The organism is Alcanivorax sp., assembly GCF_040118815.1.
Taxonomy (GTDB): domain Bacteria; phylum Pseudomonadota; class Gammaproteobacteria; order Pseudomonadales; family Alcanivoracaceae; genus Alcanivorax.
Genome location: NZ_JBEDTC010000009.1, coordinates 38,788 through 56,087 on the forward strand (window position 1 = coordinate 38,788; position 17,300 = coordinate 56,087).

Annotated in this window: 12 protein-coding genes and 2 tRNA genes; 6 read left to right on the forward strand and 8 right to left on the reverse strand. The window is 58.2% G+C overall.

Going from position 1 to position 17,300, the window contains the following annotated elements:
• Nucleotides 1–91: 91 nt before the first annotated feature.
• Nucleotides 92–1,249: an acyl-CoA dehydrogenase family protein gene (locus ABNH18_RS06735; protein WP_349382077.1), complete on the reverse strand. Its 1,158-nt coding sequence runs from the start codon at nucleotides 1,247–1,249 to the stop codon at nucleotides 92–94.
• 338 nt (nucleotides 1,250–1,587) lie between these two features.
• Here ABNH18_RS06735 and ABNH18_RS06740 point away from each other — a divergent pair, with 338 nt between their 5' ends.
• Both ABNH18_RS06740 and ABNH18_RS06745 read left to right on the forward strand, forming a co-directional pair.
• Entirely contained in the window at nucleotides 1,588–2,790 is a 1,203-nt protein-coding gene (locus ABNH18_RS06740) for a 3-oxoadipyl-CoA thiolase (protein WP_349382078.1), read from the forward strand.
• Nucleotides 2,791–2,794: 4 nt separating this feature from the next.
• Nucleotides 2,795–3,961, forward strand: coding sequence for an acyl-CoA dehydrogenase (locus ABNH18_RS06745; RefSeq protein ID WP_349382079.1), 1,167 nt, complete (start codon nucleotides 2,795–2,797; stop codon nucleotides 3,959–3,961).
• Nucleotides 3,962–4,956: 995 nt separating this feature from the next.
• Here ABNH18_RS06745 and ABNH18_RS06750 read toward each other — a convergent pair.
• The 7 genes from ABNH18_RS06750 to ABNH18_RS06780 form a co-directional block, all read right to left on the reverse strand.
• The gene (locus tag ABNH18_RS06750; protein ID WP_349382080.1) at nucleotides 4,957–6,786 is read right to left on the reverse strand and encodes a long-chain-acyl-CoA synthetase; all 1,830 of its coding nucleotides are present in this window, start codon (nucleotides 6,784–6,786) and stop codon (nucleotides 4,957–4,959) included.
• Nucleotides 6,787–7,021: 235 nt separating this feature from the next.
• Complete coding sequence (locus tag ABNH18_RS06755; protein WP_349382081.1) at nucleotides 7,022–8,980, reverse strand: acetyl/propionyl/methylcrotonyl-CoA carboxylase subunit alpha; 1,959 nt, start codon at nucleotides 8,978–8,980, stop codon at nucleotides 7,022–7,024.
• Nucleotides 8,981–9,134: 154 nt separating this feature from the next.
• On the reverse strand, nucleotides 9,135–9,941 hold the full coding sequence (locus ABNH18_RS06760) for an enoyl-CoA hydratase/isomerase family protein (protein ID WP_349382082.1): 807 nt from the start codon (nucleotides 9,939–9,941) through the stop codon (nucleotides 9,135–9,137).
• Between the two features lie 98 nt (nucleotides 9,942–10,039).
• Complete coding sequence (locus ABNH18_RS06765) at nucleotides 10,040–11,197, reverse strand: acyl-CoA dehydrogenase family protein (RefSeq protein WP_349382083.1); 1,158 nt, start codon at nucleotides 11,195–11,197, stop codon at nucleotides 10,040–10,042.
• A 157-nt stretch (nucleotides 11,198–11,354) separates the two neighbouring features.
• Nucleotides 11,355–12,965 carry an acyl-CoA carboxylase subunit beta gene (locus ABNH18_RS06770; protein ID WP_349382084.1) on the reverse strand — a complete coding sequence of 537 codons (1,611 nt, stop codon included), beginning with the start codon at nucleotides 12,963–12,965 and terminating at the stop codon, nucleotides 11,355–11,357.
• Nucleotides 12,965–13,834, reverse strand: coding sequence for an SDR family oxidoreductase (locus ABNH18_RS06775; protein ID WP_349382085.1), 870 nt, complete (start codon nucleotides 13,832–13,834; stop codon nucleotides 12,965–12,967). The genes ABNH18_RS06770 and ABNH18_RS06775 overlap by 1 nt, the downstream gene beginning before the upstream one ends.
• Before the next feature lie 53 nt (nucleotides 13,835–13,887).
• Entirely contained in the window at nucleotides 13,888–15,684 is a 1,797-nt protein-coding gene (locus ABNH18_RS06780; RefSeq protein ID WP_349382086.1) for an acyclic terpene utilization AtuA family protein, read from the reverse strand.
• Between the two features lie 291 nt (nucleotides 15,685–15,975).
• On the opposite strand from ABNH18_RS06780, the gene ABNH18_RS06785 reads away from it, so the two are divergent.
• From ABNH18_RS06785 to ABNH18_RS06800, 4 genes are all read left to right on the forward strand, one after another.
• Nucleotides 15,976–16,572, forward strand: a complete 597-nt coding sequence (locus ABNH18_RS06785) for a TetR/AcrR family transcriptional regulator (protein ID WP_349382087.1) — start codon at nucleotides 15,976–15,978, stop codon at nucleotides 16,570–16,572.
• Nucleotides 16,569–16,757 (forward strand): hypothetical protein, encoded by a 189-nt coding sequence (locus ABNH18_RS06790; protein ID WP_349382088.1) that lies wholly within the window; start codon nucleotides 16,569–16,571, stop codon nucleotides 16,755–16,757. The genes ABNH18_RS06785 and ABNH18_RS06790 overlap by 4 nt, the downstream gene beginning before the upstream one ends.
• 251 nt (nucleotides 16,758–17,008) lie before the next feature.
• Nucleotides 17,009–17,084: transfer RNA gene (locus tag ABNH18_RS06795), tRNA-Val, on the forward strand.
• Between the two features lie 36 nt (nucleotides 17,085–17,120).
• Nucleotides 17,121–17,197, forward strand: a tRNA-Asp gene (locus ABNH18_RS06800).
• The last annotated feature ends 103 nt before the right edge of the window (nucleotides 17,198–17,300 follow it).

The window sequence follows — 17,300 nt, forward strand, 5'->3', positions numbered from 1 at the left end:
ACTATGCCTGCATAGTGAATACGGCATGTCGGCGCGGTTCGGGCTTTGTTCAATTGGCAGAAACAGTGATTCGCGTTTCAACTTTGAACTTTCAACTATTCCCCGCCTGCCGTGCCAGCTCCCGAGCGATGACAATTTGCTGGATCTGGGTGGTGCCTTCGTAAATCCGAAACAGGCGCACATCGCGGTAGAAGCGTTCCACCGGATAGTCAGCCATATAACCTGCGCCGCCATGAATCTGCACGGCGCGATCGGCCACACGCCCCACCATTTCCGAACAGAACAGTTTGCAGCAAGAGGCATCCAGGCTGACGCGTTCACCCCGGTCCTTACTACGGGCCGCTTCCAGCACCATGGAGCGGCCGGCGAAAGCTTCAGCGCGGGAGTCCGCTAGCATGGCCTGAATCAGCTGGTGTTCGATGATGGGCTTGCCGAACTGTTTGCGCTCGGCAGAAAAATTCACCGCGTCCTCGATGAGCCGGTAGGCAACGCCAACGCAGATGGCCGAAATATGCAGCCGGCCCCGGTCCAGCACTTTCATGGCGGTTTTGAACCCCTTGCCTTCCTGTCCGCCGATAATGTTCTCTGCGGGGACTCGGCAATTTTCAAAAATGATGTCGCAGGTGTGGGCGCCTTTCTGGCCCATTTTTACGTCTGCTTTGCCTCGCTGAATGCCGGGGGTGTCGCCATCGACGATAAAGGCGGTAACGCCGCCACCGCCTTCGATGTCCGGGTTGGTGCGTGCCATCACGGTAAAGAGGCCGGCGTGGGGGCCGTTGGTGATAAAGCGTTTGGTACCGTTGAGAATGTAGTGGTCACCGTCTTTTTCGGCGCGGGTTTTCACTGCGCCGGAGTCGGAGCCCACGTCCGGTTCGGTCAGGCAGAAGGCGCCGATTACGTCCCCGGTGGCGAGCTGGGGCACGTATTTCTGTTTCTGTTCGTCGGTGCCGTCAATCAGGATGCCCTGGGCGCCGATGCCGTTGTTGGTGCCCATCAATGATCGAAACGCGGGGGAGGTGCGACCCAGTTCAAAGGCCACCATGACTTCCTCTTCCATGGTCAGCCCGAGTCCGCCAAGCTCTTCCGGAATCGACAGCCCGAATAGCCCCATAGCCTTCATGTCGGCGACAATGTCGTCGGGAATAGTATCGCTCTCGGCCACCTGCTGTTCGGCAGGCACAAGTCGTTCGCGTACAAAACGGGCAATGGTGTCGGTCAGTTGGGAGAGGATTTCGGCATCACGAATCATGGCTGGGTCCGGCGGCGATAATGGTTCGGGGCGATAACGACGGGTTCTTGTCGGCTGGGTGCGATCCGAGCCGTGACGGCTCTCTTGCACCACTTGCATCGCACTCTGTCACGGCCTATTCTGCCCGTCAAGTTTCAAAACATCATTCCGCATAGCGGACGAAATGGCCGCAACACGCTTCACGTAACAGGCAACAACGCGCTGGAAGCTAGTGGATTTGGCTGTCTCTTTTGGTCGCGCCCGACCGCGGATTCGCGGGCACGGCGACAGTTCTGATCAGAAGCGTTAACGCGTTGTTGCGTGTTACGTGAAGCCTGCTGCACATTCGGAGAATGCTTATGCTTGATGCCTATATCTACGATGGCTTGCGAACCCCGTTTGGTCGCCATGGTGGTGCGCTCGCACCGGTGCGGCCAGATGACTTGCTGGCCGGGGTGATCCGTGAGCTGGTCGCGCGCAACGCTTTCGATGGCAGTGGCTATGAAGACGTGGTGATCGGCAATACCAATCAGGCCGGTGAAGATGCCCGTAACGTGGCTCGCCATGCCGGTCTGCTCGCGGGCCTGCCAGAATCGGTGGCGGGGATTACCGTGAACCGGCTCTGTGGCAGTGGCCTGGCGGCGACCCTGGATGCCGCCCGTATGGTGACTGTGGGAGAGGGCGATTTGATCGTTGCCGGCGGCACGGAATCCATGAGCCGCGCGCCCTTCGTCATGGCCAAGGCGGAAAAAGCCTTCAGCCGTGATATGACGATTTTTGACAGCACCATCGGTGCCCGTTTTCCCAATCCGAACATTCTCCAACAGTTTGGTAGCGATACCATGCCAGAGACCGCGCAGAACGTGGCAGCGGATCTGGGCATTAATCGCGAAGCCGCGGACCGTTTTGCAGCGCAGTCCCAGCAGCGTTATGAAGACGCCCGGGAGCGGGGATTTTTCCATGAAGAAATTACCCCGGTAACCGTGCCGCAGGGGCGTAAGAAAGAACCGCTGACGGTGGCCGACGACGAACATCCGCGCCCGGGAACCGGCGTAGATAAGCTGGCCAAACTGCCGGCGATTGTTGAGGGGGGCATTATCACTGCCGGCAATGCGTCGGGAGTGAATGACGGTGCTGCGGCCTTGATTGTCGGTTCCCGCGCCGCCGGCGAAGCGGCTGGCATTGCCCCGCGTGCCCGTATTCTGGCCGGTGCGGTTGCTGGTGTGGCGCCCCGTGTGATGGGGCTGGGACCGGTGGCCGCGTGTAACAAGGCTCTGGCCCGGGCGGGCCTGACGCTGAACCAGATGGATGTAATCGAAATTAACGAGGCGTTTGCCGCCCAAGTGCTGGGCTGCTGTAAGCAGCTGGGCCTGGCCGGAGATGACGAACGCCTTAACCCGAATGGCGGCGCTATTGCGGTGGGCCACCCGCTGGGTGCGTCCGGTGCTCGCCTGGCCCTGACGGCCATGCGGCAGCTGGAACATGGCAACGGCCGTTATGCGCTGGTTAGCCTGTGCATTGGCGTGGGCCAAGGTGTCGCCATGGTGATTGAGAGAGTATAGATCTATGAATAGCTTTGTATGGAACGATGCGTTGTTACTGGAAACCCAACTCAGCGACGACGAGCGAATGATCCGTGATGCGGCCCATGATTATTGCCAGAAAAAATTGATGACCCGGGTGCTCGAGGCGAATCGCCATGAGATTTTCCACCGGGAAATCATGACGGAAATGGGCGAGCTGGGTTTTCTCGGCCCGACCATTCCTGAACAGTATGGTGGCGCTGGGGTAAATCACGTCAGTTATGGTCTGGTCGCCCGGGAAGTAGAGCGGGTGGACTCCGGTTACCGTTCTGCCATGAGTGTGCAGTCGTCCCTGGTGATGTTTCCCATCTATACCTTTGGCAGTGAAGCGGTACGTGAGAAATACCTGCCCAAGCTGGCTACCGGCGAATGGGTGGGGTGCTTTGGTTTGACCGAGCCAGACCATGGGTCGGACCCGGGTTCTATGAGCACCCGGGCCAAAAAGGTGGATGGCGGTTACCTGCTGACAGGTGCCAAGACCTGGATTACCAATTCGCCGATTGCGGATGTGGCGGTGGTGTGGGCGAACCTGGATGGCAAGATTAACGGTTTTGTGGTGGAGCGGGGCTTTGATGGCTTCAGCACCCCGAAGATCGAAGGCAAGTTCTCCCTGCGGGCGTCCATCACCGGGCAGATCATGTTGGATGATTGCTTTGTACCGGAGGAAAACCGATTGGACGTGGAAGGCCTGAAAGGGCCGTTCAGCTGCCTGAATAAAGCGCGTTACGGTATTAGCTGGGGCGCCATGGGCGCGGCGGAGTTCTGCTGGCAGGCCGCTCGCCAATACACCCTGGACCGCAAACAGTTTGGTCGTCCATTAGCGGCGACCCAGCTGATTCAGAAAAAACTGGCCGACATGCAGACCGAGATTACATTGGGCCTGCAGGGTGCGTTGCAGCTGGGTCGGCTCATGGATGCGGGAAACTGGGCACCGGAAATGGTGTCGCTGATGAAGCGCAACAATTGTGGCAAGGCTATCGATATTGCTCGCCAGGCCCGCGATATGCACGGTGGCAACGGGATCAGTGATGAATACCATGTGATTCGCCACGTGATGAACCTGGAAGCGGTGAATACCTACGAAGGCACGCACGATGTCCATGCGTTGATACTGGGCCGAGCGCAGACCGGCTTGCAGGCATTCGGCTAACAGGCAAACGCTGCCGCTCTTGTCCTGGAGGCGTGTTCTTGAGGAGGAGGGTGGCAGTGGCAACCGGATCGTCGGACAGGAAGGTGACCTGTTATATGCACGATTGTACCAGGGTGTCACTCTTGGTAACGCGCGCGTGCCCCAATTTTGTACACAGTTTTTTGTCAATGCTCTTTTTCTGCAGAAAAAAATGACAGTCACGTTAAATACTCATAGAAAACAACGTAACGCATTGATAAATAATTAAAAAAATGATTGATCAAAAAATAACCGTGTCGTCCTGATGCGTGATTTTTGGGTGATTTTGCAGGGTTTTCTACTGGCTATGCACAGTGTTATCCACAGGATCTGTGGAAAAAGTATATCCCCCGGGTAGAGCCAGCTATGTCATAGACCGAAAACACAGGGTCGTTATGACAGAGATGTGATTTCTCTGACGCTTTTGCACAAGCTGGTTACGACCGCCATTTTGAGAACCCGATCAATATCCCTCCGCGAAGAGTGTAAAAAAGCACCAATAAGTCACTGAATAATCAATAGTTTATGATTCGTGTAAAAATGAATCAGTTTGTGGGAGGTGGCGTGTACTGGGCGCTTCGGCGGCTTTTAGTCAGGTTGTTCACAAAGTTATGCACAGCTTTTGTGGAATAATCCCCAGGCCATAAAAAAATTCTAATGGGCTTGACCTTTTGCTGCCTATGCAGGTCTGTTTCAGCTTGGTGAAAAACCACGCAAGTCGCTGGAGGCCCTGCCAGTGCTCGCTTTGAAAGCGTTATCCGACACTCGCTAACAGTGTTATCCACAGATGCCGTGGATAGAAAACCGGATGTGAGTAACTGTGGTGATCGTTGATATGCTGATGACAAGAGGCTGTTGGCTGCTGATTGAGTTTAAGCGTAGGCCGGAAATTGCCAACAGGTGGTGGGTTATCCTGCATACAGAATCAAAAAAGGCGCCGTGAGGCGCCTTTTTTGTGCTTCTTTACAGTGAGTGCGCTAGAAGCGGTACTCTCCACCGTCGATGCCGTTTTGCGTGGCTTCGTCCAGTTTCTGGTAGCAACTTTCACCAGGCAGCAGCGCGTACACCGCGTTGCTTTGTTGGCTCAGGTCATACTTCTGTTCCTTGAGCTTGTTTTTCTGGTGCTTGAAGGTGCCAGTGGTTTCCATGGCTTCTTCATTGATACGCAGGAAAATCGGAATGGCGTAGGCGGGTAGCTCTCGCTTTAGGTAGTCACACAGGCCTTTGAAGTCAAAGTCGCTGTGGCTGCCAGTCAGTCGGATCTGCCCCATGCCAGCACGGCCGTTGGTGTTGGGAATTTCCACACCGTAGACCACGGATTCCTGGATGCCGTCGTAGCCATCGAGAATCTGCTCCACTTCGGTGGTGGAGACGTTTTCGCCTTTCCAGCGGAAGGTATCCCCCAGGCGGTCCACGAACTGGGCATGGCGGAAGCCGATATCGCGCATCATGTCGCCGGTGTTGAACCAGGCATCACCCTTGGTGAACACATCGCGGTAGATGGATTTCTCGGTCTTTTCTGCGTCGGTGTAACCGTCGAATGGGGTCTTGTCGGTGATCTCGCCCAGCATAAGACCAGACTCGCCTTTGCCGACCTTGATCATGTGACCGTTGCTATCGCGAACTGGCTCGTCACGTTCTTTGTCATATTTGACGATGGCGTAGCTAACCGGTGAGAAGCCAACGGTGTTGTCGAAGTTGAACACGTTAGTGAAGGCCACGTTACCTTCCGACGACGCGTACAGCTCTACCACACGGTCAATGCCGAAACGGTCTTTAAAGTCTTTCCAGATGCTCGGGCGCAGGCCGTTACCAACGATGGTATGAACCTTGTTGTCTTTGTCGTTGGGTTTTGCCGGCTGTTCGTGCAGATAACGGCACAGTTCACCTACGTAGCCGAAGGCGGTGCAGTTATGGCGGCGAATATCATCCCAGAAGCCACTCGCTGAGAATTTGCGCGCGATAACGATTGCCCCGGCATGGGCGATAACCGAGGCCCAGCAAACCACCATGCCTGTGGCGTGATAGAACGGCAGAGTAGTATAAATGCGGTCGTCTTTGGTCAGGCGTACGGCGGAGAAACCAAAGCCACCGTAGGCTTTTTCCCAGCGGCCGTGGTTGAAGACCACTGCCTTGGGCAAGCCGGTGGTGCCGGACGTATAGATGTAGAACAGCGGGTCGCGCAGGAAGGTCTGTTTGCTGGACGCGGGGTTCTCGCTGGAGCAGTCGCGGCTTTCGCTGGCCAGGTTCTTGTAACCGGCCGGGGCTTCGCCAGGGTTCTCCAGGGTGTTCTGATCAGCAAAGAAGAAGAAGTTGTCTTTCAGATCCAGATCACCGCGAACTTCTTCCACGGCATCAACCAGTTCTTCACCCACGATAGCGGCTTTGGGTTTCACCAGATTGAAACTATGGATCAGTACCTTGCCGCGCTGGGAGGTATTGATCAGGGCCGCACAGACGCCCAGTTTGGCGCAGGCAAGAACAGTGGCCAGCAGCTCGGGGCGGTTTTCAACGTTGACGGCAACGGTATCGCCTTTTTTCAGGCCGATGGAGGCCAGATAGTCTGCCAGGCGGTTGGCCCAGGCGTTGAACTGTTTGTAGGTAAGTTCTGTGTCTTGGTAGACCACGGCAGCGCCATTCGGGTTCATGCTGGTGGCGCGCTCGATAGCAACGCCCAGCCCCAATGGCTTGCTGGTGTCAGTGATTTTCGCCATCTTCGAGCCCTTGATCAGGCCGGGAAGATTGGTGATTACCTCTGGAACCTTGGACAGAAGCTTGGGCAACGTGATGATGTCGGCGTTGCTCATAGGATCTCCATTGTCTGTATTCTTGGAAGGCCCGGAAAAGCCGGGAGCCCAGTGTTGGCAAGCGGGCGCTTACCATAACCGTAGCACCAGGGCAGGGCAAGCGCCCTGCCCGGTGGCAGTGCCCGGGGAAATTGACGCGCATTGTTTTGGCTCAATTTGCCCGGTGCAAATTATTGAAGCACAACAGAGCATCCTTCTCCGTGACTAAATTGTCACTGACCGGATGTGACGGAGGTTACTCCGCCGCATCCGGGGTGACGGTGACCAGCAGTTGCTGGCGTTTTACCTGGCTGCCAGGGCTCAGATCGAGAGCCTCTACCTTGCCGTCGCAGTCTGCCTTCAGGCTGTGTTCCATTTTCATGGCTTCCATGACCACCAAAACCTGCCCCTTGCTGACGGTATCGCCGGCTTTCACGTTCACGTCGATAATGGCGCCGTCCATGGGGGCACGGATCAGGCCGGAACCGGCTTGGTCGCTGTTGCCGGCAGAGGTGTGGGTATCATCGGTGAAGCAGGCGGTGCGGCCCTGACATTGCAGCCAGTATTGCTTGCCATCCTGTAACACCTTGACGTCCATAGCGACGCCGTTGACGGCCACGCGGTTGTTGCTGAGTGGAGCCAGGGTGAGGGATTGTGCCGGGTCGCCGACGCTGATCTGTGCCGCGTCATCCTGATAACGAATGTAGAGCGTTTGGGTATGCTCGTCGCAGCGCAGGGTGACCGGCTGTGCGCCCAAGGTGCTGGAGTGCCAGCCGCGAAGGGCATCGGACGGGGTTTCGCTGCGGCAGTGATAAAACGCTGCGAGAGCCCACAACAGGGCGTCCGGGGCATCGCCGGCCAGGCTGCTGTCGTCGGCAAAGTCATCAGCAATAAAGGCGGTAGTCGCCTCACCACGGGCAAAGACCGGATGGGCGAGGATCGCGGCCAGGAACTGACGGTTGTCGTTGACGCCCATCAGAGTGGTCTCTTGCACGGCACGAATCAGGCGGCGGCGGGCGTCTTCACGGCTGTCGCCCACGGCGATGATTTTGGCCAGCATGGGGTCGTAATGACTGCCGATCTCGGCGCCTTCCACCAAACCGTGGTCAATGCGGATACCGTCACCGGTGGCCGGTTCCCAGCGCAGTATCGGGCCGGTTTGCGGCATGTAGTTCTGCGCCGGGTCTTCGGCATAGAGGCGCACTTCCATGGCATGGCCGGTGAGTGTCACCTGATCCTGAGTCAGTGGCAGGGCTTCGCCGCGCGCCACCTTGATTTGCCAGGCAACCAGATCCAGGCCGGTGACCAGCTCAGTGACTGGATGCTCCACCTGTAGACGGGTGTTCATCTCCAGGAAGAAAAAGTCGCCTTCCGGCGCAAGCAGGAATTCCACCGTGCCGGCACCCACATACTGGCAGGCCTTGGCCGCCTGTACGGCGGCCTCGCCCATGCGTTGACGCAGGGACTCGTCTACCGCCGGAGAGGGCGCTTCTTCCACCACTTTCTGGTGACGGCGTTGCACGGAACAGTCGCGCTCGCCCAGATGAATCACGTTGCCGTGGCGATCACCGAATACCTGGATCTCCACGTGCCGGGGCTGCAGGACCGCGCGTTCCAGTATCAGCTCGTCACTGCCGAATGCGTTTTTGGCTTCCTGGCGGGCGCTTTTCAGCTGAGCGCTGATATCACTGGCGTCGGTAACCACACGCATGCCTCGGCCACCCCCACCGGCACTGGCTTTGATCATCAGGGGCAGGCCAATACGTTCGGCTTCCTGCTGTAAGCGTTCGTCACTTTGCTCTTCACCCTGATAACCGGGGATACACGGCACGCCGGCATCCTGCATGGCGATCTTGGAAAGCCGCTTGGACCCCATCAGTTGAATGGCGTCTTCATCAGGGCCGATAAAGGTAATGCCTGCTTCTTTGCATGCCTTGGAAAAGGCGGCATTTTCGGAGAGAAAGCCGTAACCGGGATGCACCGCATCGGCCCCGGTTTGCTGGCAGGCGGCGAGCAGGGCGTCCATGTTCAGGTAGGAGGCGCTGGCCAGGGCCGGGCCGATGCAGACCGCTTCGTCAGCCAGTTGCACATGACGGGCACCGGCATCCGGCTCGGCATAGACCGCCACGGTCCGGTAGCCCAAGGACTGGGCGGTGGCGATGACTCGGCAGGCAATTTCGCCACGGTTAGCAATCAGGATTTTTTCAAAGCTCATTGTGGTTCCTTACCGGTGTTCCGGTTGAAAAATCTTTCCCGCAGGAGCGGCGCCTAAGGACAGGAACAGCTCAGGAGCGAGGTACGAGTGACGAAAGGAAAAACGAAGTCCCTGGTGATAGGTCTTCGCCACTCGCTCCGCGCAACGTTTGTTCTTATTGATTCCAGGCCGCCGGACGTTTTTGTACGAACGCCATGGTGCCTTCCTGGCCTTCTTCGCTGTTAACCGCCGCGGCGAAGTCGGTGGCGGCCTGGTCCAACAAGGTGTTCATGGGAATGTGGCCTACGTTCAACACCAGCTCCTTGGTAACCCGGTTAGCATGGGGCGCGCAGCGACGCACTGCCTTCAGCGTGTTCTCCAGTGCGCAATCCAGTGCGCCGGTGTCACTTGCTACCTCATGCACGATACCCAGCCGCAAGGCTTCGTTTCCCTTGAAGCGGACGCCGGTCAAGGCCAGGCGGCGGGCCTGAGTCAGGCCGATGCGTTCCACCACAAAGGGGGCAATTTGTGCGGGGATCACACCCAGCCCGGTTTCCGGCAAGCCGAAGGTGGCGTCTTCGCTGGCAATAGCCACGTCCGAGATACACGCCAGGCCGAAGCCGCCGCCAAGGACCGCCCCTTCCAGCACGGTGATGAGTACCTGTGGCTGGCGGTTGGCTGTGGTAATCATTTCCCCGAAGCGACGGTTCAGCGCCTGGAAGGCACTATCGTCGCCGCCGGCGGCCTGCTGTCGCGCTCCGGCCATGTCCTTGATGTCGCCGCCGGCACAGAAATGGCCGTCGGCGCCGCGCAGAACGATGGCGCGAATGGTTGTATCGCCGGCCACGCTTTCAAACACCGCCATCAATTCGTTCACCATGGTCAGGCTCATGGCATTGCGGCTTTCGGGCCGGTTCAGCGTGATATGCAGAACCGGGCCGTCCTGGTTAAGGGTGATTGTTTCGGTTTGCGGTAGGCTCATTGGTTTGTCCTTCGAAAATGCGGGCCTGACGCTGAACGCCAGATGCTTGACGCGAAAAGTCAAAACACACCATTTGTGAGGCGTTAGGCGTTAGGCGCCTAGCGTTTCTTGCCCGGCAAAATGTCCATGGTCTTGCAGATAATGCCCAGCATGATTTCGTCGGCGCCGCCGCCGATGGAGCCAAGACGACCATCACGGTAGAGCTGGCCGGCGGGGTTTTCCCACATGAAGCCATTGCCACCCCAGTACTGCAGGCAGCTGTCGGCCACTTCGCGGCTCAGGCGGCCCACTTTCAGTTTGGCCATGGAGGCCAGCTGCAGGACATCCTTGCCATTCACATACATTTCGCAGGCCTGGTAGGTGAGGGCGCGCAGTGCTTCCACTTCGGTCTGCAGCTCGGCCAGGCGGAAATGCACGCTCTGGTTATCGATCAGCGACATGCCGAATACTTTGCGGTCCTTGGCGTAGGCGATGGTTTCATCGATCACATGTTCCATGCCCTTGAGGCTGTTGGCGGCGGCAAACAAACGCTCTTCCTGGAACTGCATCATCTGCATCATGAAGCCCATGCCTTCCTGACCGATCAGGTTGCGCTGGGGCACGCGAACGTTATCGAAGAACACCTGGGCGGTTTCCGAAGAGCGCATGCCCAGCTTGTTCAGCGGCTTGTCCACGGTGATGCCGGCCGCATCCTTGGGCACCACGATCAGGGATTTATTGACGTGGGGCTTGGCATCGGAGGTGTTGGCCAACAGGCAGAAAAAATCGGCACTGGGCGAGTTGGTGATCCACATCTTGGTGCCGTTGATCACGTAGTCGTCGCCGTCTTTAACCGCAGTGGTTTTCACGGCTGCCACATCGGAACCGGCATGGGGTTCGGAAACCGCAATGGAGGCCACCATGTCGCCGGCGATGGCGGGGGCCAGGTAGTCACGACGCAGTTCATCGGAGCCGAAGCGGGCGATGGCTGGAGTGGCCATATCGGTTTGTACACCCACCGCCAGAGGTACGCCGCCACAATGAACCCGGCCCATCTCTTCGCTCATTACCATGCCGTAGGAGTAGTCCAGCCCCATGCCACCAAATTCTTCCGGTTTGGTTACCCCGAGCAACCCCAGGTCGCCCATTTTTTTGAAGACTTCATGAATGGGGAAACGGCCAGCGTCTTCCCATTCACGCACATGGGGGTTCAGTTCCTTGTCGACAAAATTACGGACGGTACGGCGAAGTTCTTCGTGTTCCTGAGTGAATTGCATGGGAGGCTCCCTGTTGTGTTCGTTATGTTCGTTGTGTTCGGTTATGTCGGCCATTTTTGGCTATGTGGGTTGCCAAAGCGGCTAGCCACGAGCTTCTAGCTGCCAGTAAAAACAAGACCGCGTTTTCTGGTTGCTCGTAGCTAGAAGCTCGTAGCTTTTATAGTCTCGCCACCCCGAATGAATTCGGGTGCAGCTGGCGTTGTTCAGCGTCGTCACAAATGTCCAATGCGTAGGCCACTACCCGGCGGGTGTCGCGTGGGTCGATGATGCCGTCGTCCCACAAGCGTGCCGTGCCGTAGAGGGCCGTGGACTGGCTGTCGAGTTTCTGGGCGGTGGTCTGCTGCAGCATGTCGAGGACTTTCGGGTCCGGTTCGATACCGTTGGCCCGTTGTTTCCCTTCGGCCACAATGCGCAGCACCATGCCGGCCTGCTGGCCACCCATGACCGCGACTTTGGAATTGGGCCAGGCAAAGATGAATCGCGGGTCCAGGCCGCGACCACACATGGCGTAGTTACCGGCGCCGTAGGAGCCGCCCACTAACACGGAGATTTTCGGTACCCGTGCATTGGCCACGGCCTGCAGCATTTTTGAACCGTTTTTGATCACCCCGTTCTGTTCTGCATCGGTTCCGACCATGAAACCGGTGGTGTTGTGAAGGAACAATAAGGGGCGGCGGGTCTGATCGCAGAGCTGAATAAACTGGGCGGCCTTGGCGGCGCCGCGTGGGGTAATCGGGCCATTGTTACCAATGATGCCTATGGGCTTGCCTTCGATGGTGCTCCAGCCGCAGACGGTGGCGCTGTCCCATTCGTTTTTGAAGTCCAGAAAATCAGAACCATCAACGACACGGGCGATGACTTCACGTACGTCGTAGGGTTTCTTGGCGTCAGCAGGAACCACGCCGAGCAGTTCTTCCGGCGGGAATTTGGGTTCTTCATGCTCGGGAGCGGTTGCTGCCGCCCGGCGCCAGCCCAGCAGCTTGACCAGATCGCGAGCCTGGCTGATACCGTCGCCATCGGATTGCGCCAGGTACTCGGCCGTGCCCGCAGTACCCGCATGCATCTCTGCGCCACCCAGTTCTTCGTCGGTGGCAATTTCCCCGGTGGCGGCTTTCAGCAGGGGAGGGCCGGCCAGGAACATCTTGGCCCGTTCGCGAACCACCACCACGTAATCAGATAGCCCTGGTTGATAGGCCCCGCCGGCGGTGGCGTTACCGTGCACCACGGTAATTTGAGGGATGCCTGCGGCAGACAAGCGTGCCTGGTTGGCAAAGGTGCGGGCGCCCTCCACGAATACTTCTGCGGCGTAGTTCAGGTTGGCGCCGCCGGATTCCACCAGGCTCACCACCGGCAGTTTGTTTTCCAGGGCGATGCGTTGCAGCCGCAGGGTTTTGTGCAGGCCGGAGGGGGAAATGGTGCCGCCCTTGATGGCCGAGTTGGAGGCGGTGACCAGGCAACGGACACCGGACACATAGCCGATGCCGGCAATGGTGCTACCGCCGGCTTCGGTGCCGTCCTTGTCGTCGTGCATCTTGTAACCGGCCAGATTCATTAGGCTCAGAAAAGGCGAGCCGGCATCCAGTAACCGTGAGATTCGCTCATGGGGTAGCAGCTGGCCGCGCTTTTCAAACTTGGCACGTTTGCTTTCAGCGGTATCCACCACGGCCTGTTCAATGGCACGGAACTCGTCCACTGCTGTGAGCAGAGCCTCGCGGTTCTGGCGGTATTCTTCGCTGTTGGGGTCAAGTGCGCTGTCGAGAGTCGCCATTAGAGATCCTTGAACACGTCCGGGGTGGTGGCACGGTGGAAGCCATCGAACGGCTTGCTCTTGTCGTGGGCGGGCAGCGGGAAGATCGCCACATTCCCCTGGCTGGCGGCGCCGTCGATGCGCAGGGTGTCGCCGCTGATAAAGGCGGCGGCATCGCTGAGCAGGAAGCAAATGGCGCCGGACACTTCAGATTCATTGCCCATGCGCTGCAGTGGCACGGCGGCGCGCAAGGTTTTAAGCGTCTCTTTAAAACCATCAGGGTAGGTGTCCATGCCACTGGACATGATCCAGCCCGGCGCCACTGCATTAACGCGCACGCCACAGCTGGCCCATTCATAGGAGGAAGTCTGAGTGAGATTGACCATGCCGGCGCGGGCGGCGCCGGAGTGGCCCATGCCGGGCATGCCACCCCACATGTCGGCGACGATGTTGACGATGTTGCCACCGTTTTTATTCATGCCTTGCATAAACACTTCGCGGGCCATCAGAAAGCCACCGGTCAGATTGGTACGTACCACGGTTTCCCAGCCCTTTTGGCTAATCAGTGCCAGTGGCGAGGGGAATTGCCCGCCGGCGTTGTTGACCAGGCCGTGGACAACCTCCACCGCCTTGTAGACATCGGCCACGGTGGCTTTTACTGCTTCTTCATCACGGATATCGCAGGAAAAGCCCAGCGCCTGTCCGCCGTCTTCGGCAATTTCGGCGGCCACGGCATCCAGCTTTTCCTGTTTGCGGCCGATAAGCACGACACGGGCGCCCAGGGCCGCCAGTTCGTGGGCAGTGCAACGGCCAATGCCGGAGCCGCCGCCGGTGACAATGATGTTCTGGCCGGCAAACAGATTTTCTTTAAAGACGGAACGGTATGACATTGTTGGGTCCTTGGAGTCCTAAAGGTGCTGGCTCGCAGCACTCTGAAACAGAATTATTTGCTCACTTCATCAGCGATGGTCTGACTGACGGAGATAGGCATATCCAGTAACTGCTGGGCAAAGGCCTTACCTTGCGGGTCAATGCGCAGAGAGGCGATGCCGCCGCCGCCCAAGGCATTTTTCAGCAGAAAGTTGAAGGCATTCATGCCCGGCATAGACCAGCGGTGAACGCTGCCTGCGTCTGGATCCAGCACGTGCTGCATGTAGGTGGCCACGGCTTGTTCGGTCAGCGCTGCATTCAGGTAAGGCAAATATTCCGCCTTGCGGGCAATGACGCCGATGTTGGCATGGTTGCCCTTGTCACCACTGCGGGCCCAGGCCAGCTTGACCAGTGGCACCGTGGTATCGGTGTCAGTATCGCCGTTGGCGGTGCCGTAATCCGTGTCCTGGGGCAGGGCGCTGGCATCAAAGACCTGGCCGGAGGAGATGTCGACGGAGTGCGGGTTGCCATCCAGATCCACGGTAGCGGTGACCGCCTTTTTCTCCACCAGAGTGGAGAACAGGCGGATACGCGGGAAGGGTTTGGGGCGACCGCCGACCAGGCCGGAGAGGCCCGGCGCCATGCCGGTGGCGGCCTGTGCGATTTCCCGGGCAAACAGGCCCAGGGCTTTCTTGTCATCGTGCAGGGCGGCGATTTTGACGACCACTTCACGGGTGTCCGCGCGGCGGGCATTGGCGCCATAGGTGCTTTCGCTGCCGAGTACTTCCACGCTGGTGTCGCGGAACGGGGCCATGCCAAGCTGCTGAAAGAGGCCTGCCACTTTTTTGAGTATGGCGTCGGCAACCACCTGGCCTTTGGCGGGTGCATCGATGCCCCCCATCAAAAAGGAGGCGGTAATGCGGTTGCCGTCCGGGTAGGTGGCGGAGACTTTATAGCTGTCCGTGGGGGGCAGGCCACGGGCGCCGGAGACGCTGACTCGATGCTCGCCGACTTGTTCCAGTGTCACTTGAGTAAAGTCGCACACCACGTCCGGCAGCAAATAGGCTCGGGGATCGCCAATTTCGTACACGATCTGTTCGCCCACGGTGGCGCAGGTGACCAGTCCACCGGTGTTGTCGGGCTTGGTGATCACAAAGTGGCCATCCGCATGGCATTCGGCCACCGGGAAGCCCATGTTGTGAAAGTCCGGTACGTCGTGCCAGTCGGTGAAGTTGCCGCCGGTGCATTGGGCGCCGCATTCGATCACGTGCCCGGCCAGTGACCCCTGGGCCAGCTTGTCGTACTCCTCGGCGGACCAGTCGAATTCGTGCATCAGCGGGCCCAACACCACGGCGGAGTCGGCGATGCGCCCGGTGAGCACGATGTCAGCGCCGGCATCCAGCGCCGCCTTGATGGGCAGGGCACCCAGGTAGGCGTTCATGGTGACCGTCATGGGCGGAAGGGGGGCGCCGCTGTCCAATTCGGTCACATCGGCAAAGTCGTTGCGGCGTGTATTCAGGTCGTCCCCTTCTACCAGGGCAATCTTCATTTCCACGCCCGCGGCGGCAAACGCTTTGTGCAGGGCATCGCGGCAAGCACGGGGGTTTACGCCGCCTGCGTTGCTGATCACCTTGATCTTTTTCGCCTTGATGTCCTTGGCCAGCGGGGCCATCACATTGGTGACAAAATCGTGGGCATAGCCTGCGTTGGGGTCTTTCATCCGTGCCCCGGCCATGATCGACAGGGTGACCTCGGCCAAGTAGTCGAACACCAGGTAATCCAGCTCGGTCTGGTGAACCAGCTGGAAGGCAGCGCTGTTGGTATCGCCCCAGAATCCGGCGGCACAACCGATGCGAACAGGCTCTGACATGGTGGCTCCATTTGCGTGTGAATTCATGGTTCCGTAAGCTACCAAGCAAGCGCTTGGTTTGTAAAGGGCGAAAAAAGCAGTTGAAAGCGAAAAGTTTAAAGTTGAAACGCGGCAACCCAATGCAGACAGGAAGGGAGGGCGCGCAAAGAACGAGTCGTGGCCCAAGAGATCCATGTCTGGCAACCAGTCCAGATCGCGTTTCAACTTTAAACTTTTCACTTTCAGCAGGCCTCACCTTGCTGCTCCCTGCTCGTAACCGTGATAATGCGTGCCTGAATAAAGAGGATAACAATGGCTGAGTCTCTATCGATTAATGGAATTGATGATTCCCCTCGTGGGCGTTTGCTCAGTGCCGCTGCACACCTGTTTCGCGACAAAGGGTTCGATCGCACCACGGTTCGTGATATCGCGGCGTCAGTGGGGATTCAGAGTGGTTCTATCTTTCATCACTTCAAAACCAAGGAGGACATCCTCTATGCGGTGATGGAAGAGGTGATCCACTTCAATACTGAGCGATTGCGCCAGGCGGTAGCGTCCCACGATACCGGTAAGGATCAGTTGCGGGCGCTGATTCGGGCGGAGCTGCAATCGATTGTCGGCGACACGGCCGAGGCGATGACGGTGATGGTGACCGAGTGGCGGTGCCTGAGTGCGGACAAGCAGGCAAGGGCGCTCAAGCTGCGCGGTATCTATGAACAGTTGTGGCTGGATGTATTGTCGGATCTGCACCAGCAGGGTGCCTTTACCACTGACCCTTTCATTATGCGTCGCTTGCTGACGGGGATGACCGGCTGGGCGCCGCACTGGTTTGATCGCGACGGGCCGCTGAGCCTGGATGACCTGGCCAACATTATGCTGGCTCGGGTTATTGGTGAGTCCGCACCATGATTGGCAACGCGATTGCTTGGGGGGAAACCGGTTATTCCATCATCGAGGAGGGCGAGCTGAACCGGCAGACCTGGGCCCTGGATGTGCATTGTTACCTGATTGCCAAACCGAATGGGCAGTCTTTACCGGGCAAATTCACCCTGGAAGAGGCAAAAGCGAGAATTGAGGCGCTTGAGAAAGAATAGTAGCTGCTAGCTTCGAGCTGACAGGAGAGCCTGGCCGCCGTGACATGGCCGGCACTTTTTGCCCCCGCTGCCCGCGGGCAGCGGGGGGTAGACGTTCAATGTTTGCTCGCGGCTGATGGCTAGAAGCTCGTTGCTAGCCGATTTTTTAGCCGTATCGCCCATTTTCTAGGCAAACGAACGGTTTTCTGAAAAAAGCCGTTGACACCCCCGGCTCAATCCCTAGAATGGCGCCCACTTCGCAGCGCGAACAAGGGTGATTAGCTCAGCTGGGAGAGCATCTGCCTTACAAGCAGAGGGTCGGCGGTTCGATCCCGTCATCACCCACCATATTTAGTAAGTGAAAGAATTCCGTAAGGGATAAGTGGAGCGGTAGTTCAGTTGGTTAGAATACCGGCCTGTCACGCCGGGGGTCGCGGGTTCGAGTCCCGTCCGCTCCGCCACTATTCAGCAAAAAAGGCTCTCCTTCGGGAGGGCCTTTTTTGTGTTTAAAGAAAGCTACATGTTCCACGCAACACGCTGCATACCAGTAGCTCGCCTGTGTTT